This window comes from Niallia sp. FSL R7-0271, assembly GCF_038005785.1.
Classification (GTDB): domain Bacteria; phylum Bacillota; class Bacilli; order Bacillales; family Cytobacillaceae; genus Niallia.
The window spans coordinates 3,696,642-3,722,326 of record NZ_JBBOTZ010000001.1 but is presented as its reverse complement, the minus strand read 5'-3'; the positions used below and the strand labels follow the sequence as shown (position 1 = coordinate 3,722,326).

The window sequence follows — 25,685 nt, the reverse complement described above, 5'->3', positions numbered from 1 at the left end:
TCTTTTTATATTCTTCTTGCAGAGAAACCGACAATAAAAGAAAAGAGGGAAGACGAAAGCATGGCATATTCTACAGAGAAGTTAAATGAAGAAAAGGTGTTTAAGGATCCTGTGCATCGATATATCCATGTCAGAGACCGGGCTATTTGGGATCTGATCGGAACGAAAGAATTCCAGCGCCTGCGGAGAATTAAACAGCTTGGAACCACTTATTTAACCTTCCATGGTGCAGAGCACAGCAGGTTTAACCATTCTCTTGGCGTGTACGAGATTGTCAGAAGAATTATCGATGACGTGTTTAAGGACAGGAAGGAATGGAATAACAGCCAAAGGCTTTTGTCATTATGTGCCGCGCTGCTCCATGATTTAGGGCACGGTCCTTTTTCTCACTCTTTTGAAAAGGTGTTTGATCTTGATCATGAGCAATTCACACAGGACATCATTCTTGGTGATACAGAGGTCAATCAAGTGCTGTCAAGAGTAGCAGCCGACTTCCCGAAAAGAGTAGCAGAAGTCATTGGCAAGACATCAAAAGAAAAGCTAGTTGTAAGTCTTATTTCTAGTCAAATTGATGCTGATCGCATGGATTATCTGTTGCGAGATGCGTACTTTACCGGTGTAAGCTACGGGAACTTTGATATGGAAAGAATATTGCGTGTTATGCGCCCTCGTGAGGATCAGGCCGTTATTAAGCAGAGCGGAATGCATGCAGTAGAAGACTATATAATGAGCCGCTATCAGATGTATTGGCAAGTTTATTTTCACCCTGTGTCTAGAAGTGCGGAAGTCATCTTGACGAAAATTCTACATAGAGCGAAACACTTGCATGAGCAATTTTACTCCTTTATTCATCATCCAACCCATTTCTACTCTATCTTTGAAGAAGAAACATCGTTAGAAGACTACTTGAAGCTGGATGAGTCTATCATTCTTTATTATTTCCAAATGTGGCAAGAAGAAGAGGATGAGATTTTAAGGGATTTATGCCGACGCTTCATGAACCGGAACCTGTTCAAATATGTTGAGTTTGATCCGGCAAAAGAATACAAGAAGCTCGCTGAATTATCTAAGCTCTTTACAGAGATTGGTCTAGATCCAGAGTATTACCTGGTAGTAGATTCATCCTCCGATCTTCCGTATGACTTTTACCGTCCAGGTGAAGAGGAGGAGCGGCTTCCGATTCATCTTTTGATGAAGAACAATGAAATTAGAGAGCTATCAAGAGAATCCGAGATTGTGGACAGTATTTCGGGCAAAAGAAGGACAGATCATAAACTTTATTTCCCTAAAGACATCTTGAAAGACGATCGTGAACACGAAGAAACAAAGATGCAGATAAGGCAGTTATTAGATATTTAATAAGGTGTATTTACAGGATTATTCGGAGTAGGAGATGACCAATTTTGTTAAAAGATCATGCGAAAATTATGAACGCGATTGCTGCTTCAGGTGAGATTATCGGAAGAAAAAAATTGCAAAAGATGATTTACATCGCAAAGAAGCTGGATTTCCCTTTCCATGAAAAATATCAATTTCATTTTTTTGGACCGTATTCAGAAGAGCTGACATTGAGGATAGAAGAACTTTGCAATATGGGGTTTCTCAATGAAATAAAAGAAAAAAAGGGCGGCTATTATCAGTATCGGTATACGCTGACAGACAACGGCCAAGAATTTTTAGAACAGAATGATGTGGAAATGCCGGCATTGCCTGGCTGTCTGAATGATATGAACAGACAAAACTCCCGTTTCCTTGAACTTGTATCCACTGTCCTCTTTTTTGACAATTTGGAAAAGGAAGAAGTGCAAGAAAAGGTATTTACGTTAAAAAGCAAGCAGAAGTATACAGTGGAAGAAGTCGAAGCTGCTTACCAATATATTGATTCTTTAAAAGGGCTGGCAAAACAATAAGAAAAAAGGATAGTGTTCTTTTAAGGCAAAGCCAAAGGAACACTATCCTTTTTTTCTATTCGTCGCTTTTGCGCACACCTGCAATTCCGTAATGGTTTGGGGACATTTCATCAATGAAAATAACAACTTTCTCCTTTGGTACGCCAGTCGTTTCAACAACGGCCTCTGTCACCTTCGCAACAAGATTCTTCTTTTGCTCCTCTGTTCGGCCTTCCAGCATTTTAACTGTAATATACGGCATATATATCCCTCCAAATGCATTTTTTTTAGTTTTTCATATTTTCAAAAAAATAGCAAGTAAGCTAAACAAAGCCAGTTGCTGTTTGAAAGATTTCTTTTCTAATTTATATCATGTATAATTTTATCAAGTACGTCTATCTAAATAGAGAAAATAGAAAGAAGATATAGAAAACAATACGTAATTTGAGGGGAGAAAAAGCATTTTGTTATTTTCACAATCTTTGGCGAGTTTGCCATACATTATCATCTCCATCATTATTGCTTTTACGGTCCATGAATTTGCCCATGCATATGTGGCATATAAGTTTGGGGATCCGACCGCACAAAAACAGGGGAGGCTCACATTTAATCCGATTGCCCATATTGATCCAATCGGGGCCATCTTCATTTTGATTGCCGGCTTTGGTTGGGCGCGGCCAGTTCCGGTCAACCGTCATTATTTTAAGCGGCCAAAACTTGCTGGTGTTTTAGTTTCATTTGCAGGACCTTTTAGTAATCTGATCTTAGCGTTTATTGGCTATGCAGGTGTGTCTATTTTGTACCGATTAGGGGTTCCTACTGGGACTGCCTTTGATCTCTATCCGTTCCTGTCCATTTTTGTGTCTATAAACTTAATGCTTTTTGCATTTAACCTGCTGCCGCTGCCTCCATTGGACGGCTATCGTATTATTGAAGACTTAGTTAATTCAAGAGTTAGATCTATCTTGTCCAAGTATGAAGTGTATGGCTCGATTCTTTTTATTGTGCTGCTTGTAACTGGATTGTCTGATCAAACAATTTCACCATGGATAAATAGTATCTCTGGATTTTTTGCCAGTCTATTTACTTCCATCTTGTTTTAACAAAATACTATTAAAGGAGTGTACACATTGGAAGAGAAAAAGAAAAAGCCAGTCGGCTTCAATATTATTAAAAACGATCCGACAGACGGTCATAAAGGCTTCGGCATCGGCTCTTTGAGCTTGGAGAATGTCTCTCCAGTAATTATAGATGTAGAAGCTGGTGAGGCAGTTGTCGATGTCGGCGCCATGCATGCTAGAAGTGCTGTTGAAAAAGGAATAAAGTTTTTGAAAGAAAAAGAAGAAGTCCCGAACGGTAAGCCATACTGGCTTGTGTGGGTAACAATCGACCGTAAGCTTGAAGGTCCATACTATGCTGGTGTGACAGCTTGTGAAATGACAGTTGACCGCTCTATTCGCAGAGGATATAAATCCCTTCCAGAACATGTAAATAAAATGGATAAATCAATGAAACGCCATATTATGGTAGATCATATGGATGATAAATCAAAAAAAGTGCTTGCTGATTTTCTTATTAATCATGACGAGTCACTTTGGAATAATTCAACAGATCAGCTGAAAAAGGATTTGCTTGGATAAATAAAAAACAGCCTTCTCTATGGAAGGCTGTTTTCTATTACCAATGAAAAATCCGCTTATACCAAGGCTGTTTTTCCACTTGTTCTTTCCCGTCATTTTTCTTCCCGCTTTGTTCTGTTGAATCATATTTAGGAAGATCATCGCAATATTGGGTTGGTACTTTCTCTTTTGTAAAGTACATAAGCCTCTTTGTTGAACAAGCCTCTGTTGCCAGCTTTCCGCTTTTTGGGTCTATATAAGCAGCTGCAGTGCCTTTTGTCGGTTTAAAGCCTAGAATAGGTTCATCTTTCAAGGCATTTTCCATAAAGTTCACCCAAACCTTTTTAGCATATGTTTTATCTGCAGACAGAGTAATAGACTCTCCTTGGTCATAACCTGTCCAGACTGCAGATACAAGCTGTGGGGTGTATCCGATCATCCAGCTGTCTGATTCGGTCGATCCTGACTTGCCTGCATAAATCCTTGTTATGTCATTTACGATTGTGCTCCCTGTCACGCTTGCATAGCCATTTAGATTTTTATCAAACATGCCTGTCATCATGGAATTCATGATAAACGCTAAATCAGTGTCTAACACTTGTTCATTTTCTTGTTTTTGCTTATAAAGCACTTGGCCGTCGGCAGTTTCAATTTTTGTGATAAATACGGGAGCTACCTTATTCCCGCCATTTGCCAGCATACTGTATGCATTAGCCATGTCCAGCACCTTTACATTCGAGGTTCCGAGCGCAAGTGAAGGAACCTTTTGCATTGGAGTGGTCAGTCCAAATCTTTCAGCAGTGTCCGCCAAGACATCCATGCCTAGAAATAAATGTGTTTTAACAGCATAAACATTATCGGATAAGGCAAGTGCCTGTGCCATTGAGATGTTTCCTTCAGCATATTGATTGTTAAAGTTATGAGGAGTATAGGAATCGCGCCCGTCATCAAATCGGAAGGTCGTTTTCTCACCGCTCATCATCGTCACAGGTGTAAAGCCATGCTCCAATGCAGCATAATAAAGGAGCGGCTTCATTGTAGAGCCAGGCTGACGTGTTGCTTGGGTAACCCTGTTAAATGGGCTTTCGCTGTAATCTCGCCCCCCGACCATTGCTTTAACATAGCCGCTGCTAGGATCCATTGCTACAAACCCAACTTGAATCTTGCTTGTATCACTTATCTGTTTTTTTATCGTATCTTCAGCGATTTTTTGCTGCTTTGTATCTAATGTTGTATATACCCGTAAGCCGCCTAACTGGATGGTGCGATCATCCATCTTCAGTTCTGACTTCAAGATGCTTTTAACAGCATCCTGGAAGTAAGGCGCAGTTTCTGTGCTGGAAATCGGAAACTCTCCTGTGAATTTGAGCTTTTCTTCAAACGCTGTCTTCTTTTGCTGCTCGTTAATATAGCCATTCTCCAGCAAGGAATTTAAGATGATTTCCTGTCTTTTTTTTGCATTATCAGGTGAAACAAGGGGAGAGTAAATACTCGGTCCTTTCGGTATACCCGCAAGCATTGCGGCCTCACCTAAAGTTAAGTCAGAAGCAGGCTTGCCGAAATAATATTGACTTGCCGCTTCAGCACCGTAAGCGCCGTGACCATAATAGATGGTGTTAATATAACCTTCCAGAATTTCTTGTTTTGTATAAAACATTTCAAGTCTGATTGTATAAAATGCCTCTGAGAGCTTTCTTTTCCATGTTTTTTCATGCTCAAGAAACAGATTTCTGGCATACTGCTGTGTTATCGTGCTTGCACCTTGCACCTTCGCCATTGCCTTTATATCTGCAAGTACAGCGGCACCAATTCGCTTATAATCAAAGCCATGGTGATCATAGAAGCCCTTATCTTCTATCGATACGGTCGCATTGACTAAATCTGGACTTATTTCCTCAATCGGCACCCAATACCTTTTTTGTCCGCTGTTGCTTTCGCCAATGATTGTACCATCATCAGAATAGTAAATGGTCGATTGGGACACAGTTAGTGGCGGTGCTCCTAATGCTTTCGCATATATGAGGACACCTGCAAAAATAACGCTGAAAATAAACCCGGCGAGGATGGCCAGAATAATGAGCAGCCGGATATATTTGGCTGAATTTTTAAGGCGATCCTTTGCGATGAGTTCCATTTACGCCGCACCTCCGAGTGGATTTGTGATTTTTATAAATCTTGTCATATTGTGAACTCCTATAGCGAGGAATGCTCAAGTTTTTTAGATAGCACTAGTATGTGGATAAGAATGGCATTTTAAACCTTTTATAACTGTGCTAGTAAATTTTTCTTGCATTTTAGCGAATTTACTCTATACTTTTTTTCGTGTTTGTTATTTATTTGTTTGGGAAGTATATAGGAAGGAATAGTCAACTTGGCCCCTTTTCATGCTTTTTATATGTAACAGCCTGTCTCTGTTGATTTGAGCCTTTCATAGGGAGGCAAGAGGAAATTAATGGCGAGAGCACCTTTTTCAAACCCTTATTTTGAGGTAATAAAGAATGGAGGAAGCAAAAGATGGGATTATGGTTTACAGAAAAACAAACAGATAATTTCGGAATTACGATGAAGATAAAGCAAACATTACATACAGAGCAAACAGAATTTCAAAAGCTTGATATGGTTGAAACAGAAGAATGGGGCAATATGCTCTTATTGGACGATATGGTCATGACCTCCGTCAAGGATGAGTTCGTATATCATGAAATGGTGGCACATATACCGTTATTCACACACCCGAATCCAGAGAATGTGCTAGTAGTCGGCGGTGGCGACGGCGGTGTTATTAGAGAAGTTCTAAAGCATCCTACTGTTAAAAAAGCAACCTTAGTAGATATTGACGGGAAGGTAATTGAATATAGTAAAAAGTTTTTGCCGGAAATTGCAGGTAAGCTGGAGGATCCACGAGTTGATGTTAAGGTTGGAGACGGATTTATGCATATTGCTGAAAGTGAAAATGACTATGATGTAATTATGGTCGATTCAACAGAGCCAGTTGGCCCTGCTGTTAACTTGTTCACTAAAGGCTTCTATGCAGGAATTTCAAAGGCATTAAAGGCAGATGGCTTGTTTGTAGCGCAGTCAGACAACCCATGGTTCAAGGCTGACCTCATTCGAACGGTGCAAAAGGATGTTAAAGAGATATTCCCGATTACGAGACTGTATGTTGCTAATATTCCAACATATCCAAGTGGTATGTGGGCATTCACTATTGGTTCAAAAAAGTATGACCCGCTTGAAGTGAAGGAAGACCGTTTTCATGAATTGGAAACAAAATACTATACGAAGGAGTTGCACAAAGCTGCTTTTGTGCTCCCGAAGTTCGTAAAAGACTTAACAGAATAGACGGCTCTTTTAAGGATAAAGAATCTTTGCAGAGCCTGATATAAAAAGAAGCTTAGGGAATAACCCTAAAAAGGAGTGGACAGGTTTTGCGTTTTGATGAAGCATATGCAGGTAATGTTTTTATAAAAAGTCACCCAAGTTTTGAGGAAAGCAAGGCAGTTCTTTATGGAATGCCTATGGATTGGACAGTTTCTTTCCGTCCCGGATCTCGCTTCGGTCCATCAAGAATTCGTGAGGTGTCAGTTGGGCTAGAGGAATACAGCCCTTATTTAGATCGTGACTTGGCGGATGTTAATTATTTTGATGCTGGAGATATTCCGCTGCCATTCGGTAATCCACAAAAAAGCTTAGATATGATTGAAGAATTTGTGGGAAAAGTACTGGCAGAAGACAAGTTTCCATTAGGAATGGGTGGAGAGCATCTAGTATCATGGGGTGTTTTCCAAGCGATGTACAGAAAATATCCGGATTTGGCAATTATCCATATGGATGCACATACAGATCTTCGCGATGAATACGAGGGAGAGCCTCTTTCTCACTCAACACCGATTAAAAAGGTTGCAAACCTGATTGGTCCAAAAAACGTTTATTCCTTTGGAATCCGTTCTGGAATGAAGGAAGAATTTGAATGGGCAAAAGAAGTGGGCATGCATATTTCTAAATTTGAAGTGCTAGAGCCACTTAAAGAAATTCTGCCAACATTGGCTGGCAGACCAGTATATGTAACGATTGATATTGATGTACTAGATCCTGCCCATGCACCAGGTACAGGAACAGTTGATGCAGGCGGAATTACTTCGAAAGAATTGCTTGCATCCATCCACGAAATCGCTCGTTCTGAAGTAAATGTCGTAGGAGCAGACCTAGTAGAAGTAGCTCCAATCTACGATCCATCAGAACAAACAGCAAATACTGCAAGTAAGCTTATCAGAGAAATGATCCTTGGTTGGGTGAAATAAGTAAGAGTATGAAGTAGCTATCCTGCTTCATAAAAGGAGATTGATTGGAGCGGATAGGTGAGACTTCTTGCTTTTATTAGCGAGGTTCGGCGCTCGACCCGTGGAAATCTTTTCTAGAGGATAATAAGTCTTCCATTTGCAAGAGGCTGTGACATAAGTATTTAATCCTAAGTTGGAACCGAACTATTTTAACCTTTTATTGGTTAAATAGTTCGGTTCTTTTATTATTGATTTAAAATGTTAGGGAAAAGGTGCAGAGGTCACCTCTAGTGAAGCGAGTGGCCGAGCGCAATGGAACGAACCCATTTTCCTGTCAACTCAAGGACCGTATGTTTCAAAGTATTTATTATTCGTCTTTATGGATCAGATAGGATGGATTGCCCCCCCGCTTTTTTATACAAACCAAGATACTTTCATCTATATCCATACATCATCTTGCACTTCCCTTTTAAAAAATTTATACTTATTAAGTTATAGTTTAGAGGAAAAGGAAGTGTTGCCGTTGTCTAATACGTTAGGGCAACAAACACCTGTTAAAATACATGTGACCACCAATATCTACAATGGAAGCAACAAGGAAAGTATTGAGTGGGTTGGATTTGGACAATACTTAGAAAAAGATGGAAGCAGTTATGTGAAGTATGAAGAAGTGATCGAAGAAGGGACCATCAAGACAATCGTCAAGATTGCAGAACACGAAGGTTTAATACTTCGCAGCGGAGCCGTTAAAATGCGCCTTTCCTTTCTGTTGAATAAAAAGCGAAACGGAAGCTATGAAACCCCCTATGGAACCTTTCTGATGGTAACAGATACGAAGCGGTTGAGCTTTGAAAAGGAAGCAGAAAGTTTATATGGGCTTATTGATATATTGTATGATTTAAATGTGAATGGCAATAACAATGGAACCTATCATATGACCATCCAACTGAAGGAGGAAAAAGAACAAGCATGAATATAGTAGACCAAATAAAAGATAAACTGAAGGATGAAATTAAAGCAAGTGTTATGAAGGCAGGTCTTGCTGAAGAGGCACAGATTCCAGAAGTAATCCTTGAATTGCCAAAAGACAAAGCGCACGGAGATTACTCTACGAATATGGCGATGCAGCTGGCGAGAGTGGCAAAAAAAGCTCCTAGAGCAATTGCAGAAGCAATTATCGAAAACTTTGATCAATCGAAAGCTTCCATTGAGAAGGTTGAGATTGCTGGTCCTGGATTTATTAATTTCTATATGAATAACAGCTATTTGGCTGATTTAATTCCGACAATCCTTGAAGCAGGCGATGCTTACGGAGAAACTAGCTTTGGAAATAAAGAAAAGGTACAAGTTGAGTTCGTATCAGCAAACCCTACTGGAGATCTTCATTTAGGACATGCCAGAGGTGCAGCTGTTGGTGACTCTTTGTGCAATATCCTTGATAAAGCAGGCTATGATGTTTCTAGAGAATATTACATCAATGACGCTGGTAACCAAATCAATAACTTAGCGCTTTCTGTTGAAGCACGTTATTTCCAAGCTTTAGGCTTAGAAAAGGAAATGCCTGCAGACGGTTATCATGGAGAAGATATCGTTGAAATTGGAAAGAAGCTTGCCGCTGAGTTTGGCGATAAATATGTAAATGCTGATGAAAAGGAACGTTTTGAATTCTTCCGTTCATACGGACTTAAGTACGAAATGGGCAAACTGAAACAGGATCTGGAAGATTTCCGTGTTCCGTTTGATGTTTGGTATTCGGAAACTTCCCTATATGAGAACGGAAAAATCGATGTAGCATTAAACTCTCTAAGAGAAAATGGCTATATCTTTGAAGAGGATGGAGCAACTTGGCTTCGTTCTATGGATTTCGGTGATGATAAAAACCGCGTGCTTATTAAAAACGACGGTTCCTACACATACTTGACTCCAGATATTGCTTACCATAAAGATAAGCTAGAAAGAGGCTTTACTAAGCTTATCAATGTTTGGGGTGCTGATCACCACGGCTATATTCCACGTATGAAAGCAGCTATCCAAGCATTAGGCTATGATAAGGATGCTTTGGAAGTGGAAATCATTCAGCTGGTTCATCTTTACAAAAACGGCGAAAAGATGAAAATGAGCAAGCGTACAGGAAAAGCTGTTACAATGAGAGACTTAGTGGAAGAGGTAGGTTTGGACGCAACACGTTACTTCTTTGCGATGAGAAGTGCTGATACACATCTTGACTTTGACCTTGATTTGGCTGTTTCTCAATCTAACGACAACCCTGTTTACTATGCTCAATATGCGCACGCACGTATTGCCAGCATCTTAAGACAAGGGAAAGAACAGGGTATTGAACTGGACAATAATCTTGATGTTTCCTACATTTCGGCAGAAAAAGAATTTGACCTATTAAAGAAACTAGGAGAATTCCCGCAAGCAGTGACAGAAGCTGCTGCAAAAAGAATGCCGCACCGCATCACAAATTATATCTTTGATTTAGCATCAACATTCCATAGCTTCTATAATGCTGAAAAAGTATTAGATGCAGATAATATGGAAAGAACAAAAGCGAGATTGGCATTAATTCAATCTACAAAAATCACACTTAAAAACGCACTGCGCCTTATCGGTGTCTCTGCGCCAGAGAAAATGTAATAAAAAAAGGATGGAATTGCTTCCATCCTTTTTTCTTTAATTCATCACCCATTTATCCTTCAAAAACATTATTCTTCCGATAAAGAAAACAACTACTAATACAATAAGATTGCTGGCAATTGTGATAAAGAAATGCTCATAGTTAGTAATGCCGAAAATCAGCTCTTTTAACAGGGCATAAATATTCATAACCGGTATGGCGAAATGCTTGAACTCTAATTCATTGATGCCGATATTTGACATTAACATTAATGGCAAAATGGTAACCATCATAATTGGCGCACTATAGCTTTGTGATTCCTTAATAGATTTGCCGACGATGCTAGTCAGCATAAGCAGGGAAGCGACAAACATCGAATAAACAATGGTGAGCACGAGTGACAAAGTAACAACTAATAGAAAGTTGTCTTTGAATTCAATTGCATTTTTTAAGTTTTCTGTCAGGAAGGCTATTTCCAAAACAACCACAAGCAATGTAACGATTCCCGTGATTGTACCGATTGTAGAGATTGTCAGCCATTTAGCAAATACAAGTGTCGAACGACTAACAGGGGTCATCAGCAATGCCTCCATTGTTTTCTTCTCCTTTTCTCCTGAGAAGAGGTCGGCAGCAGCCGGTCCGGCACCAACACCGATTGCAACAGCTAGAATAAGCGGAATGAGCATGGCAACAAGATTAATAGTCGGATCCTCGCTGTTTAATTCCTCCTGATTAATAGAAAATGGCTTTATGGTATCAGTTTCTATGCCAAGATCACCCAATCTTTGGGAGACTATCATGCTCTCATATTGGGATAACGCAGCTTGTGTAAGGGACATGAGTGTAGAAGAGCTTTGACTGAAAGAATCTCCGATTATTGTTATTTCTGCGTTTTGTCCTTCTGATACAAGGTTAGCGAGATTATCATCTGCTACTAAGGCCGCTTGTGCATCTCCGTTTTGCAATGTTTCTTTAGGGTCTTGTGATTCTACTAGTTCAATGCTGCTGTTAGCAAGCAAGCTCGTTTTTACTTCATCTGACAGAGAAGAGGCAACCGCTAGTATATAGGATTCTCCTTCGTCTTCAGATACCAACTTTTCATAAAAAAGGGTAAGCATAGTCATAATGATAATTGGTAATAATACGGTCAATAATAAGGTTCGTTTATCCCTGAAAGAGTCTTTTAATTCTTTTAAATATATATTAAGAAACATGGGTATTTCCTCCTCTGACAAGTCTGCTCATAAAGATATAGTTCAAATCACTGCTTCCTTCGGCAGTATATAAGTCTTCTAGACTTCCATGATGAACAAGCTCTCCTTTGTGCATCATTGCAACACTATCGCACAGCAGAGAGACCTCCTCCATAATATGGCTTGAGAAGATAATTGTTTTTCCATCCTGCTTCAGCTGATGGACAAGCTGGCGAAATACATTGGATGAAGTAATATCAAGGCCTGTCGTCGGTTCATCAAAGAGAATAATCTCCGGATTATGAATAAGTGTCCTCGCAATGGCCACCTTTTGACGCATCCCTTTAGAGAAGTTGCCGACTTTTCGGTCCAGATAATCTCTCATTCCGAACATCCTTGCCAATTCATCAATTCTTACCTTTGTTTCATGTTTGCTGAGACCATAAAGCCTGGCAAAGTATTCTAAGTTTTCCCTTGCGGTTAAGCGATCGTACAAACCCGTTTCACCACCAAATAAAACACCAATCTTTTGCTTTATTTCATTTGGGTTTGCCTTCGTATCAAATCCAGAGACAGTGATAGAGCCTTCTGTTGGCTGAAGCAATGTGGCGATCGACCTAAGTAAGGTTGTTTTTCCTGCGCCGTTTTCCCCCAGCAAGCCGACAGTTTCTCCTTTTTTTATTTGAAAGGAAACATGCTTTAAAGCTGTTACATATATCTTTTTATCCTTAAATGTTTTCGTTACTTTATTTACTGTTATCATCTAGTCACTTCCTTCTCGTTTTCTATGTCTTTATCATACAGATAAAGGAAATGAGCGTCTGTATAGATGTCGTGAAAAGTCCGTTTCCTGTCGTGAAAATGCCAGAAGAAGTAAGGGAAGGATATTTACTCTTACCTCCTAATATTTCCAAGGTGGCAAACATGGTGAGTTAAAAACATGGTAAAATAAAACAATGTGGAAAATACTCAACAAGGGGATACAATGAGGATGAAAATTGGATTGGTAGACGATAGAGCAATTGATTTGGATAAGTTAGCGGGCATTGTCTCTTCTATTCCAGAAGCAGAGATCGTGTTTGCCACTACTTCTGCAGAGGAAGCATATGAACAAATCAAAAAAGAATCCATTACACTTCTGATTGCAGATATAGAGATGCCTAATCTGTCAGGGTATGAGCTTGCAGATATTATCCACTCTCATGCTCTTAATATCGCTGTTATTTTTGTAACAGCAAGCAGCGGTTATGCTGTTCACGCTTTTGAGTTGAATGTCCATGATTATATTATGAAGCCCTATTCAAAAGATAGACTTGTCCAATCTGTTAAAAGGCTGATGGAGAAAACCAGTTCAGCTGAAATAGCTGGGAGATTATATATTAAACAAAAGAATGACATACATATTATCCTGAAGAAAGAAATTATTTTCATTGAAAGATCCGGCAGGTCGACGACCATTCATACGAAGTCAGAAGCAATCAAAACATACCAGACACTTAATGAATTAGAGGGTGAATTGAGAGAGAGGGACTTTGTCAGATCACATCGTTCCTTTATTATTAACATTCACTGCATAAAAAGCTTCTCTTTGTATGCCAAGAACTCCTATACTGTTACATTTGAAGGAACGGAGGCAAAAGCCATGATTACAAAGGAAAAGGTAGAATTCATTCAAAACAATTATTTTTAAGGAGTAAAAAATAGTGAAGGCAGACCACTTATCTTGGAGTTTAATCAGCTTATTTTCCGCCATTCATCTTGGAGCATTCCTTTACGCTTTTGGATGGCATAGTGCCATTTATATATTGGTGCTCATGCTTTTAGCAGGAGGCTTCCTTCTAGTGAGGCTAGGAAATAGGCAAGGCGCATCATTCGACTGGAGACTTGAGGTCTTATTTTGGCTCGTTCAGGCTATGATTGCAGCTGCTACAGTTATGCAGGAATCAGAATATATTCGGCTTCTGTTTTTCCTGCTGTTCTTGCTTGTTGAAGTTATCAGGGCTATTCAAGTTAGAAAACTGTCTAAATTCAGCAAAGAAATTAACAGGCTAGATGAAGAAATATTTCGCATGAATGAGACATTCAGGACTGTCAGAAGCGAGCGCCATGATTTTCTAAAACATATAGCAGCCATTCATTTTATGCTTGAAAAAGAAGAATTTAAAGAAGCAGGGGCTTACTTAGATGTGCTTGTTGACGGGTACAACGAAACAAATCTCTCCATTAAGGGGGAAAGCGGAGCAGTTGCGGCAACTTTGCACCAGTATTACCTAAAGGCTCAAAAGGAAGGAATGGAAATCATTTATGATATAGAAGTTCCTATCTCCTCTATGCCGGTTCCGGATAAAGAGCTTGTAGGACTTGTCGGCAATTTGCTTGAAAACTGCGTTGAAGCATGTTTGAATTGGAAGAAGGTTAATCAGCAGCATGCCTTTATTACACTGCAATTAGTAAAAAGAAGCGGATTATATATATTAACAGTCAAAAATAAGTCATTGCCAATCCCTGCAAAAATTTTAGACAGGCTTTATCATCAGTATGGTCTGTCGACAAAAGCAGGGAATGAAAGAGGCTATGGGACAAAAATAATTGCCGATATTGTCAAAAAACATCAAGGTGTTTTGGATTTTGTTTATAAGGAAGAAGAATTTACAGTAAAAATCAAGCTGCCGTCCATTCGCTGATTTAATTATGTTATGAGGTTTAAATGCGCCTTCTTTTCAAATAATAAGAGCAATAAGGAAAAGGAAGGTGTCTATGAAATTACTTCTATTAGCATTAATAACTGGATTTTTGACAGGATTTATCTTTGCCTTGCTCAAGCTGCCGATACCAGCACCAGGCGCATTGCCAGGGATTATTGGGATTGTTGGCATTTATGCAGGATTTAAAGTGTATGTAAGTTTGGAACCGTGGATTTCTAACCTTTTTTCAAAAAACTAAGCAGAAGAGGCGGCAGAAAACGACTGCCGCCTTTAATTTTTAATTCCATTCTAGTGTTGCTCCGCCAATTCTTTTAACTCCTCTTATCTTACTGAGATCCTCTACGAGCTGCAGACAGGCCTGATCTTTAAGCTTTGCTTCAATCATAAAATCAACATCCATCTGGAGCGGGCGCAAAAGCTGTAAGAGCGGTTTAACAAACTCTGCATCTACAAAATCTGCATGAGAACGGAAAGCCTTCTCTGTTTTTGGAGAAGACAGATGGATTTTCGGTGTAATCCCTCGATGCTTCCATGTTTCAAAAACTGGTAACAGCAATTCTTCCAGCGGTTTTTCACATAAGTTCGCCATATGGTGATGATAGTCAAAAACGAGTGGGATTGTTTCGTTTTGACATACTGTCAAAGTTTCCTCTGTGTTATATGTCTTGTCATCATTTTCTAATGTCATTATTTTTTTTATGTGTAACGGCAATGACTGTATATTTTCATAAAAGCGGGCCAGTGTTTTTTCTTTATCACCATATGATCCGCCAATATGAATGTTAATAACACTTCTGTCCTCTACTCCCATTGCTTCAAGCATTTTATAATGATATTCCATATCAATTACAGCGTTTTTAGTCACTTCCGGTCTTGGGGAAGTAAACAGGGTGTACTGGTTCGGATGGAAGCTGACCCTGAGTCCATGATCTTTCACAAGCTGCCCCACTTGGGCAAACTCCTTTTCAAAGGGAGTTACAAAATCCCACATCACCTCAGGATGGGTTGCTAACGGAACGATAGAGCTCGACATACGGTATAACATGATTTCATGTCCGATATTATAGTGAAGTGCTCTCATTGTATTCGTAAGGTTTGTCCTCGTAATTTCAAGCAGCTTCCTTTGCCGTTCTTCGTCAGGTAGTTCACTGTAGCGTGCATAAGTCATTGTTTTGGAGGGAGAGGCGTCCCAAAGATTAGTCGCAGTAGATACATAGCCGAATCTGAATTTCATCTTTTTCTCCTTTCCCTTATTTACCAGTGAATCACAGCAAGGGTGCAAATAATCGGGCAAGATACTCCAATAACACAGTTTTAAATTTAGGTTTCAGCAAGAATTTAAGTGTGTACTCTTCCGAAAAAGAAAGGTCCTGCCTTACAATGTTGTTCATCCTTGCTATGAAGCTGGAATCAAAAACACAGCAAATTATTTCATGGTTTAAAAAGATACTTCTCTTATCAAAGTTGGCAGTACCAATAAAGCAAATTTCGTCATCTGCTGTAATAATTTTACCATGAAAAAAACCATGTTTATAATGATAAGCCTTTGCTCCACGTTTCAATAAGGTGCGTAAATAACGGAAAGATGCCTCTTTTACTAAAGGATGATCTGGTTTTGTCGGTAAAAGTAACGTTATCGCCACATTACGGTCTTGTGCCAGGCTAAGCTCTTCCATAATCCTTTTGCTTGGAATAAAGTAAGGTGTTCCGATAAACAGTGTTTTTCTAGCATTTCGAATAAGACCGCATAAGACGTCCTCTAAATACACACCTTGTGTTGGAATGAACTGATGGCGGGAGTGTCCCTTCGGCTGTTCAGGAAAATATACAGGGTTTTGTAGGAGATTTGTTTTTGTCGCAGCAGACCAATCGAGCAAAAATTCCCGCTGCAGGTCATCGACACCTTCTCCTGTCATTTTAAAGTGATAGTCTCTCCATGGACTCAATTTTAAGTTGCCATGAATATAATCTTTTCCGACATTGAAGCCGCCTACATAGCCGATTTTACCATCGATAATGGTGATTTTTCGGTGATTTCTGACTTGCAGGGTATAGAATAACGGCATTTTTGGTGTATTGCAGTAGGAGAACTGCACACCAGCTTCTTTTAATTTATTCCGGATTTTTTTGCGTACTTGAAAGCTGCCGAGCCAATCGAGCAGCAGTCTTACTTCAACGCCCTCTTGCGCTTTTCGCTCGAGAATGGATAAGAACTGGTTGCTGATTGTGTCAGCCTTAACAGTGTAAAATAATATATGTATATGATTTTCTGCCTCTTCAAGCTCGTGAAACAGGTCTGGGAAAAGATCCTTCCCATCATTGAAAATATGAAAATCACTGTGCCTGAACGGATAATTTCTTCTCGTTACCTTCCGTTTAGTCAGTGCCTTGCCTACGATTAAATCTACATAAAGCAAGATGATTAGCAGCAGCAAAATGCAGATGATAGTCCAAAAAATTTGCATGGAAGTTCCCCCTTGGCTATGTATTGTGCCCCAATTTGCTATATTCTATAAGAGGGAAGAAAGACGTGATAAACTTCTCTTAAATTTTTAGTGAATGAAAAAGAAAAGTAAAAGCTAAATAAACCTTAGCTAGAACTAGCATATTCACTAGAAAATTGTTTATAATGGAGAATATGTATTTTTCTCTTTACTATGAAATGGAAACTGTATACAATGAAACTCCATGAGGTAATTAAGCTGGTTTACAGCTTTCAATAAAGAAATGGTATAACACCATACAATCCAATTCGGATAAAGAGCAGATAGCGAAAGGAAGTGCCAAAATGAGTGTTGATAACTATACAAAAGAACAACTAAATGAAATGTCTTTAATTGAAATCGCATACGAACTATTAAATGGCGCAAAAACGCCGTATTCTTTCCATGAAATTGTGAAGGAAGTAAGCAGACTGTTGAACTTGTCTGAAGATCAAGTCAATGATAGAATTGCCCAATTCTATACAGATATAAATATTGATGGACGCTTTTTATCATTAGGCGACAATCGTTGGGGACTGCGCACATGGTATCCAGTTGATAAGTCAGAGGAAGATGTCGTTACTGTGACGAAGCCGAAGAAGAAGAAAGCGAAAAAAGCTGCCGAAGACGATTTCGATGACTATGATGACAGCGTTGAAGAAGATTATGATGAATTCGATGATGATGATCTTCTTGATGACGATGAAGACGAAGATGTTATCGAAGAAGAGGACGATTTGCTGGATGACGATCTTGCAGAGGAAGATGATGACGAAAGCTTTGAAGACGAAGATACATATGAAATCGACGAAGATGAGCTGGACGAGGATCTGGAAGATGAGGAAGAAGACGAGGATGAAGATGAGTTTGAGGACGAGGAAGAAGATAAATAAGACCCTTGACTTTTATATGCCTTGCTTGTAAAATCATTTTTGGGCTCCTTAAAAAAGGAACAAACTGATATTTGCTTAAATAGCGCTCCCTTACTTGAAGAAGTAAGTGGAGCTTTTTTGTTTTTATAAAATGATTTTCTAGGCCCAGAACCTGCTTAAAATGCTAAGCATAGGGTGCTGAAAGGCTTTTTTATAAAAGTAGCTTTACGGCAATTTGTTTCACTCCCCTCGAAAAAAATATTCGATTATTTTTCTTTAAATAAAGACAAATATGCACAAACTTTAACTAAGGGGGATTTTAAAATGACAAAATATATTTTTGTTACAGGTGGGGTAGTTTCATCACTTGGAAAAGGAATTACTGCAGCATCATTGGGAAGGCTGCTTAAAAATCGCGGAGTGAGCGTGACGATTCAAAAATTTGATCCATATATTAACGTGGACCCAGGAACAATGAGTCCTTACCAACATGGAGAGGTTTTTGTAACAGATGACGGCGCGGAAACGGATCTTGACTTAGGACACTATGAGCGTTTCATTGACATTAATTTGACGAAATTCAACAATGTTACAACGGGAAAAATCTATTCAACTGTCCTAAGAAAAGAACGCAGAGGCGACTACTTGGGAGGAACTGTTCAAGTTATCCCGCATATTACAAATGAAATTAAAGAAAGAGTTTACCGAGCAGGCCGTGAAACGAATGCAGATGTTGTTATTACGGAAATCGGGGGAACTGTTGGTGATATCGAATCACTTCCATTCCTGGAGGCAATTCGTCAAATCAAAAATGATATTGGCAGAGAAAACGTGATGTATATTCATTGTACATTGGTGCCGTACATCAAGGCTGCCGGCGAAATGAAAACAAAGCCAACACAGCACAGTGTTAAAGAGCTTCGCAGCTTAGGTATTCAGCCAAATGTGATTGTTGTAAGAACGGAAAAGCCAATTTCTCAAGATATGAAAGATAAGATTGCTCTTTTCTGTGATATTGACACGAATTCAGTAATTGAGTGCCGTGATGCAGATACATTATATACAATTCCATTAGCTCTTCAAGAACAACACTTGGATCAAATCGTTTGCGACCATCTTCACCTTAAGTGTGAAGAAGCAGATATGACAGAATGGATTGAGCTTGTTGATGTAGTCCGCAATCTGTCTAAAACAGTTAAAATCGCTCTTGTTGGTAAGTATGTTGAGCTTCAGGATGCCTATATTTCTGTAGTTGAAGCATTAAAACATGCAGGTTATGCCTTTGATGCAGACATCGAAATTGATTGGATTAATGCAGAGCACGTAACTTCTGAAAATGTAAAAGAGCTGTTGCAGCATGCAGACGGAATCCTTGTTCCAGGAGGATTTGGTGATCGTGGAGTAGAAGGGAAAATTATCACAACACAATATGCTCGTGAAAATAAAGTACCTTTCTTTGGAATCTGCCTTGGTATGCAAGTAGCATCTATCGAGTTTGCGCGTAATGTATTAGGCTGGAATGGAGCAAACTCATCTGAGTTGGATGAAAATACGGCATATCCTGTTATCGACTTGTTGCCAGAGCAAAAGGATATCGAGGACCTTGGCGGAACGCTGCGCTTAGGCTTGTATCCATGTAAGTTGAAAGAAAATACAAAAGCATACGAAGCATATCAGGATGAGGTTATTTATGAAAGACACCGTCATCGTTATGAGTTCAATAACCAATACCGCCAAGAGATGGAAGAAGCAGGTTTCGTCTTCTCTGGAACAAGTCCAGATGGCCGTTTGGTAGAAATTATCGAGCTGAAGGATCACCCTTGGTTTGTAGCATCACAATTCCATCCGGAGTTTATCTCAAGACCAACTAGACCACAGCCTTTATTCCGTGAGTTTGTAGGTTCATCCCTGCGTTTCTCTGAAAAATAAGCAAAAAAAAGCTAACCTTTATAGGTTAGCTTTTTTTTTTGCTTAGAGTTCATATTCTTTAATAAACTCATCCAGCGTAAATTTAATACCGTAATAAACAAAAATAGCCGCGATAGAAGCAGGATAACCAAAGCGGTTTCCCTCATCATCAGGGAGCAGACCTTTTGTCAATTTAAGGTCTATATGTACATCTGCTTTTGTGTGAATACCGTGTGAGTCTGATGACATTATAGTGCTCACTGATACAAATGGGATGTACTCCTTTGTGAGTTTTTCAGCAAAGGGCAGCAGTTCCTCATCATCTGAAGTTCTAGAGAAGAATAGAAACCGGTCATTAGGACTGATATTTTCTAACGAGTGGGAGCTCGTCCATTCTTCTGCTCCTTGCAACGGTTCGGCGCTGTATAATGCTTCTGCAACTACTGCTTTCATTTCGTTTGTTGCACAAATGAAGATTTTTCCTTCCCCGCTTAATGCTTGGGCAAGTATTCTTGCACTATCTTCAATTGCTTCTTCTTCTTTTTCATGCAGTCTTTTAAATAACCCACTTAACTGTGTGGAGAACATTTTTAACAATGTGAGAAACCTCCTGTGTTTATATTTCAAGGTTATGCAATGGAATTAGATTCAATAGTATTATAAGTAATGTACAAGAAAAGGCAAAATTTATGCTTGTCAGCAGGAATTTGTCAATAAAAAGTAGAAAGTTATTTAAAGAAAAAAACTTTGTTATATAATGGATGTAATTGGGTCTATTGTCTAAAATAGTCTTTTTGCTGTGTCGATTTATCAGCAGTATGTGTGAGTGGGAAATAACGGGGAATATCTTTTCAAAAAATAGAGAACACATAGAAGGGAAGGTCTACAATGAAAGGGAAAATATTAATCGTGGATGACCAGTTCGGCATCAGAATTTTATTGAATGAAGTATTCCAAAAAGAGGGCTATAAAACTTTTCAGGCAGCAAATGGTGTACAAGCGCTTGAGATAGTGACACAGGAGGTGCCTGATTTAGTGCTCCTCGACATGAAGATTCCTGGAATGGACGGCATCGAGATCTTAAAGCGAATGAAAAAATTGTACAAGGATATCCGTGTTATTATTATGACTGCTTACGGAGAGCTTGATATGATTCAGGAAGCAAAGGATCTTGGCGCTTTGACACATTTTGCAAAACCATTTGACATTGACGATTTGCGTGCGGCTGTTAAAGAGTATATTGTCAGCTGATAAACATATGTCTAATCTTGGCTAAAACTGCTGTATCCTGGCATTATAAGTTTAAAAATTACTATAAATACATAATAAAAAATATTAATAGAGCTGTTGCCAGCTCTATTAATATTGTGAATAAAAGCAATTTTTTTTATGACATTTAATAAAAAGTGGTTGGATTGATAGCAATTCTCTGCTTATTTTGGTATGATTACCTATGGAATTTAAAAGCAAAGTGATTCGTTTAGATTACTTTGGGTAATATATACATATTCAAATTCTCTTTGGGAAATTTAATAAAGGTTACCTAGTAATTGAACGATCATAAGAAGGAGGAAGAATATATGCCTTTAGTTTCAATGAAAGACATGTTAAACAAAGCAAAAGCAGAAGGCTATGCTGTTGGTCAATTTAACTTAAATAACCTTGAGTTCACTCAAGCTATTCTTCAAGCTGCAGAAGAAGAAAAATCTCCAGTTATCCTTGGGGTATCTGAAGGTGCTGCTCGTTACATGGGTGGTTTCACAACTGTAGTAAAAATGGTAGAAGGTTTACTTGTAGACTATAAAATCACTGTTCCAGTTGCTATCCACTTGGATCATGGTTCTAGCTTTGAAAAATGTAAAGAAGCTATCGACGCTGGATTCACTTCCGTTATGATCGATGCTTCTCACCACCCATTTGAAGAGAACGTTGAAACAACTAAAAAAGTTGTTGACTACGCTCATGCAAAAGGTGTTTCTGTAGAAGCTGAGCTTGGAACTGTTGGCGGACAAGAAGACGATGTTGTAGCAGAAGGCGTAATCTACGCTGATGCACAAGAGTGTGTGGAACTTGTTAAACGTACTGGCATCGATACTTTAGCTCCAGCACTAGGTTCTGTACACGGACCATACAAAGGTGAACCAAACCTTGGTTTCAAAGAAATGGAAGAAATCGGTAACCTAACTGGTCTTCCACTAGTATTGCATGGAGGAACTGGAATCCCAACAAAAGATATCCAAAAATCCGTGTCACTAGGAACAGCTAAAATCAACGTTAACACAGAAAACCAAATCGCTTCTGCTAAAGCAGTTCGCGAAACTCTAGCTGCTAAACCTGAAGAGTATGATCCACGTAAATACTTAGGACCAGCTCGTGACGCTATTAAAGCAACTGTTATCGGCAAAATCAAAGAATTCGGTTCTTCTAACAAAGCGTAATATAAATGGAACGATTGAAACCGTCCTTATCAGGGCGGTTTCCGTTCATTTATTGTATTTTAGAAAGTCAGTCGAATAAACAGACAAATTGTCGGTTATGATGTATAAAGAGTGATATATCCCCATTTGAAGACTGGCTGTCTGCTGCTTAAAGGAATAAATCAAGCAGTCCCCATCTGGACTAGACTAAAGCACCTTTTTGTTCAACACATCCAGTATTCTAGTTATCAAGCTTCTATTGAAAAAACACCCAGACTTAAATTTTGACTTATATTAAATTTCTTCATTCGCAAATTAGACCTGGCAATATTAATTTTGACACATTACTACTAGAGATTTATTAGCCAAATTAGGAACAGGCCTATTTGTCCATGTTAACCTACTTAGGTCATGCACCTGTCCTATTATTAGTGCATGTGCTTGCACTTTTCCTATCTTCCTCAACTTTGGTATAATAATTGAATTAGTAGTAATTCTTAATTAATTACATCCAAGTGTTGATTCAATTTTTATATTCCTGTAAACAGGGAAGTTAATGGCGAAGTTAGTACGTGTCCTAGACAAGCAGTACATGCTTTGCTTGGCTTAGAAGGGAGTTAGAAATGGAAAAACTTATGATTGCAGGTGGATCTCCATTAAAAGGGACCGTTCGCATTAGCGGAGCAAAAAATAGCGCAGTTGCATTAATACCAGCCACTATTTTAGCAGAATCTCCAGTAACCATTGAAGGGTTGCCTGACATTTCTGATGTTCACATATTAAAAGGGATTATGGAGGAGTTAGGAGGAAGCGTTTCATTTTCTGATTCCGATATGACGATTGATCCGACATCAATGATATCTATGCCGATGCCAAATGGAAAGGTCAAGAAGCTTCGTGCCTCCTATTATTTGATGGGAGCGATGCTCGGCAGATTCAAAAAAGCTGTTATTGGCCTGCCGGGAGGCTGTCACTTAGGTCCAAGGCCAATTGATCAGCATATAAAGGGCTTTGAGGCTTTAGGAGCTCAAATAACGAATGAGCAGGGAGCCATTTATCTTCGTGCTGATGAGTTAAGGGGAGCAAGAATATACTTAGATGTTGTAAGCGTTGGCGCAACTATCAATATTATGCTTGCGGCTGTTAGAGCTAAAGGCAGAACCATCATTGAAAATGCTGCAAAGGAACCTGAAATCATCGATGTTGCTACATTGCTGACAAATATGGGAGCAAAAATCAAAGGTGCAGGAACGGATGTAATCCGAATTGATGGGGTGGATCATTTGCATGGCTGCCGCCATACTATTATTCCTGACAGAATTGAAGCTGGAACTTATATTATTATCGGTGCAGCAGTTGGCGATGGAATCCTTATTGATAATGTTATCCCGCAGCACTTGGAATCTTTGATTGCAAAGCTAAGGGAAATGGGAGTGCAAATCGAGTCAAGCGGCGACCAAGTCTTTGTAAGTTCCAATCCTGATTTAAAGCCTGTTGATATTAAAACATTAGTATATCCAGGATTTCCGACCGATTTGCAGCAGCCGTTTACCTCGCTGCTGACGAAAACAAACGGTACAAGCATGGTAACTGATACAATCTACAGTGCCCGCTTTAAACATATCGATGAGTTAAGAAGAATGAATGCTACCATTAAGGTGGAAGGAAGATCAGCAATCATTAATGGACCAGTTCATCTTCAAGGAGCTCGTGTGAAGGCTAGTGATTTAAGAGCTGGAGCCGCGTTGGTAATAGCAGGACTCATGGCGGACGGTATTACCGAAGTCACTGGTGTTGAGCATATTGACAGAGGCTACGGTCAGCTTGTAGAGAAGTTGAAAGGTTTAGGGGCGTCCATATGGCGTGAAGGCATGTCCCAGGAAGAGTACGAACAGATTAAGAATGTGTGATGATAACAAGGCGGGATCAGGTTAAGATATTCTTTTGAGCATTTCTTAGATAAGACTTGCCTGATTCTGCCGTTTTACCAACATGCTTTTTGGTTTACTAAACAGAAAGCATAAAAGATAACGATTGCAGTAGCTGTTCTAAAGGGAGAATGGCTCGTTTGTCTGCCTTCTCAAAAAGTTAAGGTGAAGATGCAGTCTATTAAAATATTGTTGCATATAAACGTTTATATTAGGTAAAATAGAGATTGCTTTTTAGTGACTGAAAAAACGCATTGCCTTTTAACTGGAAGGAATGCGATAATCAATACTATACTTCATTAACTATACTCAATTTATAGTTTTTTCTCTTCAAACATATAACGCCTCAAAAAAACGAAAACATTCCTTTCCAAATACAAATTTCGCTAAATGGTAGGAATAACTGAAAATGAAAAAGAGTGGTGGCAAAATGGGATTGAACATATCTAGTTTGGAAAACATGAAATTAAAAGAGCTGTATGAATTGGCTCGTGAATATAAAGTTGCTTATTACAGCAAGCTGACAAAAAAAGAATTAATATTCTCTATTTTGAAAGCGAGAGCGGAACAGGAAGGATATTTCTTTATGGAAGGCGTTCTGGAGATTATCCAATCAGAAGGTTTTGGTTTCTTAAGACCAATCAACTATTCACCTAGTTCGCAGGATATATACATATCTGCTTCCCAAATCAGAAAGTTTGATTTGAGAAATGGGGATAAAGTATCTGGAAAGGTGCGACCTCCAAAGGAAAATGAACGTTATTTTGGATTGCTGCAGGTGGAAGCGGTAAACGGCGATGACCCGGCAACGGCAAAGGAAAGAGTCCATTTTCCGGCATTGACGCCATTATATCCAGACAGACAAATGAAGCTGGAAACAACACAAAAGTATACATCTACTCGTATAATGGATGTTCTGGCTCCTGTTGGTTTTGGACAGCGTGGATTGATTGTTGCGCCTCCTAAAGCAGGTAAAACAATGCTTATTAAGGAAATTGCCAACAGCATTACGACAAATCATCCGGATGCAGAGCTTATTGTCCTCTTAATTGATGAAAGACCGGAGGAAGTGACTGATATTGAACGTTCAGTCAGCGGCGATGTAGTCAGCTCCACTTTTGATGAAGTTCCAGAAAACCACATTAAAGTGGCAGAGCTCGTGTTAGAAAGAGCGATGCGCCTTGTAGAGCATAAGCGTGATGTTATCATTTTAATGGACAGCATTACAAGACTTGCAAGAGCATACAATCTTGTCATTCCTCCGAGTGGAAGAACTTTATCAGGGGGGATAGATCCTGCTGCCTTCCATCGTCCGAAACGCTTCTTCGGGGCAGCTCGTAATATTGAAGAAGGCGGTTCTTTAACCATCCTGGCTACAGCGCTGGTAGATACAGGTTCCCGTATGGATGACGTTATATATGAAGAGTTTAAGGGTACAGGTAATATGGAGCTTCATTTGGATCGCTCTCTTGCGGAAAGAAGGATTTTCCCAGCGATCGATATTCGCCGTTCTGGTACTCGCAAAGAAGAACTGTTAATACCGAAGGAACATTTGGACAAATTATGGGCCATTCGCAAGTCTATGTCAGATTCTCCCGATTTTGCGGAGCGTTTCTTAAGAAAGCTTAGACAAACGAAATCCAATGAAGAGTTTTTTGCTGTGCTGTCTGATCAAATGAAGGCAGGAACAGCTGGGAAGCGTTCTTAAATCTAGTATTAGCTGGAAAAAAATTCATAGCAAGGGATGAGGAAATGAAGTTGCAAAATGCCT

At 39.3% G+C, this 25,685-nt stretch carries 24 protein-coding genes; 17 read left to right on the top strand and 7 right to left on the bottom strand.

Annotation, left to right across the window (positions count from 1 at the left end; translation table 11 throughout):
• Nucleotides 1–60: 60 nt before the first annotated feature.
• Together MKX82_RS19005 and MKX82_RS19000 are read left to right on the top strand one after the other, a co-directional pair.
• Nucleotides 61–1,359 (top strand): HD domain-containing protein, encoded by a 1,299-nt coding sequence (locus MKX82_RS19005; RefSeq protein ID WP_237942355.1) that lies wholly within the window; start codon nucleotides 61–63, stop codon nucleotides 1,357–1,359.
• Between the two features lie 44 nt (nucleotides 1,360–1,403).
• Nucleotides 1,404–1,910: a YwgA family protein gene (locus tag MKX82_RS19000; RefSeq protein ID WP_233315955.1), complete on the top strand. Its 507-nt coding sequence runs from the start codon at nucleotides 1,404–1,406 to the stop codon at nucleotides 1,908–1,910.
• Nucleotides 1,911–1,965: 55 nt separating this feature from the next.
• On the opposite strand, the gene MKX82_RS18995 is transcribed toward MKX82_RS19000, so the two are convergent.
• Complete coding sequence (locus MKX82_RS18995; RefSeq protein WP_233315954.1) at nucleotides 1,966–2,151, bottom strand: 2-hydroxymuconate tautomerase; 186 nt, start codon at nucleotides 2,149–2,151, stop codon at nucleotides 1,966–1,968.
• A 202-nt stretch (nucleotides 2,152–2,353) separates the two neighbouring features.
• On the opposite strand from MKX82_RS18995, the gene MKX82_RS18990 reads away from it, so the two are divergent.
• On the top strand, nucleotides 2,354–2,992 hold the full coding sequence (locus tag MKX82_RS18990) for a site-2 protease family protein (RefSeq protein ID WP_341079127.1): 639 nt from the start codon (nucleotides 2,354–2,356) through the stop codon (nucleotides 2,990–2,992).
• A 27-nt stretch (nucleotides 2,993–3,019) separates the two neighbouring features.
• Nucleotides 3,020–3,529, top strand: a complete 510-nt coding sequence (locus MKX82_RS18985) for a YwhD family protein (protein ID WP_233315952.1) — start codon at nucleotides 3,020–3,022, stop codon at nucleotides 3,527–3,529.
• A 37-nt stretch (nucleotides 3,530–3,566) separates the two neighbouring features.
• Here MKX82_RS18985 and MKX82_RS18980 read toward each other — a convergent pair whose 3' ends face one another.
• Nucleotides 3,567–5,642: a transglycosylase domain-containing protein gene (locus MKX82_RS18980; RefSeq protein ID WP_233315951.1), complete on the bottom strand. Its 2,076-nt coding sequence runs from the start codon at nucleotides 5,640–5,642 to the stop codon at nucleotides 3,567–3,569.
• A gap of 380 nt (nucleotides 5,643–6,022) precedes the next feature.
• Here MKX82_RS18980 and speE point away from each other — a divergent pair, with 380 nt between their 5' ends.
• The 4 genes from speE to argS all read left to right on the top strand — a co-directional run bounded on the left by speE (nucleotide 6,023) and on the right by argS (nucleotide 10,428).
• On the top strand, nucleotides 6,023–6,850 hold the full coding sequence (gene speE / locus MKX82_RS18975; protein WP_233315950.1) for a spermidine synthase: 828 nt from the start codon (nucleotides 6,023–6,025) through the stop codon (nucleotides 6,848–6,850).
• 86 nt (nucleotides 6,851–6,936) lie between these two features.
• Nucleotides 6,937–7,809: an agmatinase gene (gene speB / locus MKX82_RS18970; RefSeq protein ID WP_233315949.1), complete on the top strand. Its 873-nt coding sequence runs from the start codon at nucleotides 6,937–6,939 to the stop codon at nucleotides 7,807–7,809.
• Between the two features lie 502 nt (nucleotides 7,810–8,311).
• Nucleotides 8,312–8,761: a DUF1934 domain-containing protein gene (locus MKX82_RS18965; protein ID WP_341079123.1), complete on the top strand. Its 450-nt coding sequence runs from the start codon at nucleotides 8,312–8,314 to the stop codon at nucleotides 8,759–8,761.
• Nucleotides 8,758–10,428 carry an arginine--tRNA ligase gene (gene argS / locus MKX82_RS18960; RefSeq protein ID WP_233315947.1) on the top strand — a complete coding sequence of 557 codons (1,671 nt, stop codon included), beginning with the start codon at nucleotides 8,758–8,760 and terminating at the stop codon, nucleotides 10,426–10,428. The genes MKX82_RS18965 and argS overlap by 4 nt, the downstream gene beginning before the upstream one ends.
• Nucleotides 10,429–10,464: 36 nt before the next feature.
• Here the strand turns inward: argS and MKX82_RS18955 are convergent, their stop codons facing one another.
• Entirely contained in the window at nucleotides 10,465–11,622 is a 1,158-nt protein-coding gene (locus tag MKX82_RS18955) for an ABC transporter permease (protein ID WP_233315946.1), read from the bottom strand.
• Nucleotides 11,612–12,364, bottom strand: coding sequence for an ABC transporter ATP-binding protein (locus MKX82_RS18950; protein WP_233315945.1), 753 nt, complete (start codon nucleotides 12,362–12,364; stop codon nucleotides 11,612–11,614). Before MKX82_RS18950 ends, MKX82_RS18955 begins: the two co-directional genes overlap by 11 nt.
• Nucleotides 12,365–12,592: 228 nt before the next feature.
• On the opposite strand from MKX82_RS18950, the gene MKX82_RS18945 reads away from it, so the two are divergent.
• The 3 genes from MKX82_RS18945 to MKX82_RS18935 all read left to right on the top strand — a co-directional run bounded on the left by MKX82_RS18945 (nucleotide 12,593) and on the right by MKX82_RS18935 (nucleotide 14,544).
• Complete coding sequence (locus MKX82_RS18945) at nucleotides 12,593–13,291, top strand: LytR/AlgR family response regulator transcription factor (RefSeq protein WP_233315944.1); 699 nt, start codon at nucleotides 12,593–12,595, stop codon at nucleotides 13,289–13,291.
• Nucleotides 13,292–13,304: 13 nt separating this feature from the next.
• On the top strand, nucleotides 13,305–14,285 hold the full coding sequence (locus MKX82_RS18940) for a sensor histidine kinase (RefSeq protein WP_341079120.1): 981 nt from the start codon (nucleotides 13,305–13,307) through the stop codon (nucleotides 14,283–14,285).
• 73 nt (nucleotides 14,286–14,358) lie between these two features.
• The gene (locus tag MKX82_RS18935) at nucleotides 14,359–14,544 is read left to right on the top strand and encodes a XapX domain-containing protein (RefSeq protein WP_233315942.1); all 186 of its coding nucleotides are present in this window, start codon (nucleotides 14,359–14,361) and stop codon (nucleotides 14,542–14,544) included.
• Nucleotides 14,545–14,583: 39 nt separating this feature from the next.
• Here MKX82_RS18935 and uvsE read toward each other — a convergent pair whose 3' ends face one another.
• Nucleotides 14,584–15,540 carry a UV DNA damage repair endonuclease UvsE gene (gene uvsE / locus MKX82_RS18930; RefSeq protein ID WP_233315941.1) on the bottom strand — a complete coding sequence of 319 codons (957 nt, stop codon included), beginning with the start codon at nucleotides 15,538–15,540 and terminating at the stop codon, nucleotides 14,584–14,586.
• A gap of 31 nt (nucleotides 15,541–15,571) precedes the next feature.
• Nucleotides 15,572–16,771 (bottom strand): cardiolipin synthase, encoded by a 1,200-nt coding sequence (gene cls, locus MKX82_RS18925; RefSeq protein WP_341079117.1) that lies wholly within the window; start codon nucleotides 16,769–16,771, stop codon nucleotides 15,572–15,574.
• A 323-nt stretch (nucleotides 16,772–17,094) separates the two neighbouring features.
• Between cls and rpoE the strand changes: the two genes are divergently transcribed.
• Nucleotides 17,095–17,682 carry a DNA-directed RNA polymerase subunit delta gene (gene rpoE, locus MKX82_RS18920; RefSeq protein WP_237942065.1) on the top strand — a complete coding sequence of 196 codons (588 nt, stop codon included), beginning with the start codon at nucleotides 17,095–17,097 and terminating at the stop codon, nucleotides 17,680–17,682.
• A 303-nt stretch (nucleotides 17,683–17,985) separates the two neighbouring features.
• Nucleotides 17,986–19,590 (top strand): CTP synthase, encoded by a 1,605-nt coding sequence (locus MKX82_RS18915; protein WP_233315938.1) that lies wholly within the window; start codon nucleotides 17,986–17,988, stop codon nucleotides 19,588–19,590.
• A 42-nt stretch (nucleotides 19,591–19,632) separates the two neighbouring features.
• Here MKX82_RS18915 and MKX82_RS18910 read toward each other — a convergent pair whose 3' ends face one another.
• Nucleotides 19,633–20,166 carry a DUF2529 domain-containing protein gene (locus MKX82_RS18910; protein WP_233315937.1) on the bottom strand — a complete coding sequence of 178 codons (534 nt, stop codon included), beginning with the start codon at nucleotides 20,164–20,166 and terminating at the stop codon, nucleotides 19,633–19,635.
• A gap of 291 nt (nucleotides 20,167–20,457) precedes the next feature.
• On the opposite strand from MKX82_RS18910, the gene MKX82_RS18905 reads away from it, so the two are divergent.
• The 4 genes from MKX82_RS18905 to rho all read left to right on the top strand — a co-directional run bounded on the left by MKX82_RS18905 (nucleotide 20,458) and on the right by rho (nucleotide 25,622).
• Nucleotides 20,458–20,820: a response regulator gene (locus MKX82_RS18905; protein ID WP_127738990.1), complete on the top strand. Its 363-nt coding sequence runs from the start codon at nucleotides 20,458–20,460 to the stop codon at nucleotides 20,818–20,820.
• Nucleotides 20,821–21,149: 329 nt separating this feature from the next.
• Entirely contained in the window at nucleotides 21,150–22,007 is an 858-nt protein-coding gene (locus tag MKX82_RS18900) for a class II fructose-bisphosphate aldolase (protein ID WP_233315936.1), read from the top strand.
• Nucleotides 22,008–22,609: 602 nt separating this feature from the next.
• Nucleotides 22,610–23,896, top strand: coding sequence for a UDP-N-acetylglucosamine 1-carboxyvinyltransferase (locus MKX82_RS18895; protein ID WP_233315935.1), 1,287 nt, complete (start codon nucleotides 22,610–22,612; stop codon nucleotides 23,894–23,896).
• A 448-nt stretch (nucleotides 23,897–24,344) separates the two neighbouring features.
• On the top strand, nucleotides 24,345–25,622 hold the full coding sequence (gene rho, locus MKX82_RS18890) for a transcription termination factor Rho (protein ID WP_233316151.1): 1,278 nt from the start codon (nucleotides 24,345–24,347) through the stop codon (nucleotides 25,620–25,622).
• The last annotated feature ends 63 nt before the right edge of the window (nucleotides 25,623–25,685 follow it).

Coding starts and splice junctions, on each gene's coding strand:
- MKX82_RS18915 (WP_233315938.1), top strand. CDS start 17,986: ATGACAAAATATATTTTTGTTACAGGTGGGGTAGTTTCATCACTTGGA.
- MKX82_RS19005 (WP_237942355.1), top strand. CDS start 61: ATGGCATATTCTACAGAGAAGTTAAATGAAGAAAAGGTGTTTAAGGAT.
- MKX82_RS18895 (WP_233315935.1), top strand. CDS start 22,610: ATGGAAAAACTTATGATTGCAGGTGGATCTCCATTAAAAGGGACCGTT.
- MKX82_RS18955 (WP_233315946.1), bottom strand. CDS start 11,622: ATGTTTCTTAATATATATTTAAAAGAATTAAAAGACTCTTTCAGGGAT.
- MKX82_RS18980 (WP_233315951.1), bottom strand. CDS start 5,642: ATGGAACTCATCGCAAAGGATCGCCTTAAAAATTCAGCCAAATATATC.
- MKX82_RS18995 (WP_233315954.1), bottom strand. CDS start 2,151: ATGCCGTATATTACAGTTAAAATGCTGGAAGGCCGAACAGAGGAGCAA.
- uvsE (WP_233315941.1), bottom strand. CDS start 15,540: ATGAAATTCAGATTCGGCTATGTATCTACTGCGACTAATCTTTGGGAC.
- MKX82_RS18935 (WP_233315942.1), top strand. CDS start 14,359: ATGAAATTACTTCTATTAGCATTAATAACTGGATTTTTGACAGGATTT.
- MKX82_RS18945 (WP_233315944.1), top strand. CDS start 12,593: ATGAAAATTGGATTGGTAGACGATAGAGCAATTGATTTGGATAAGTTA.
- rpoE (WP_237942065.1), top strand. CDS start 17,095: ATGAGTGTTGATAACTATACAAAAGAACAACTAAATGAAATGTCTTTA.
- speE (WP_233315950.1), top strand. CDS start 6,023: ATGGGATTATGGTTTACAGAAAAACAAACAGATAATTTCGGAATTACG.
- cls (WP_341079117.1), bottom strand. CDS start 16,771: ATGCAAATTTTTTGGACTATCATCTGCATTTTGCTGCTGCTAATCATC.
- MKX82_RS18905 (WP_127738990.1), top strand. CDS start 20,458: ATGAAAGGGAAAATATTAATCGTGGATGACCAGTTCGGCATCAGAATT.
- rho (WP_233316151.1), top strand. CDS start 24,345: ATGGGATTGAACATATCTAGTTTGGAAAACATGAAATTAAAAGAGCTG.
- MKX82_RS18950 (WP_233315945.1), bottom strand. CDS start 12,364: ATGATAACAGTAAATAAAGTAACGAAAACATTTAAGGATAAAAAGATA.
- argS (WP_233315947.1), top strand. CDS start 8,758: ATGAATATAGTAGACCAAATAAAAGATAAACTGAAGGATGAAATTAAA.
- MKX82_RS18900 (WP_233315936.1), top strand. CDS start 21,150: ATGCCTTTAGTTTCAATGAAAGACATGTTAAACAAAGCAAAAGCAGAA.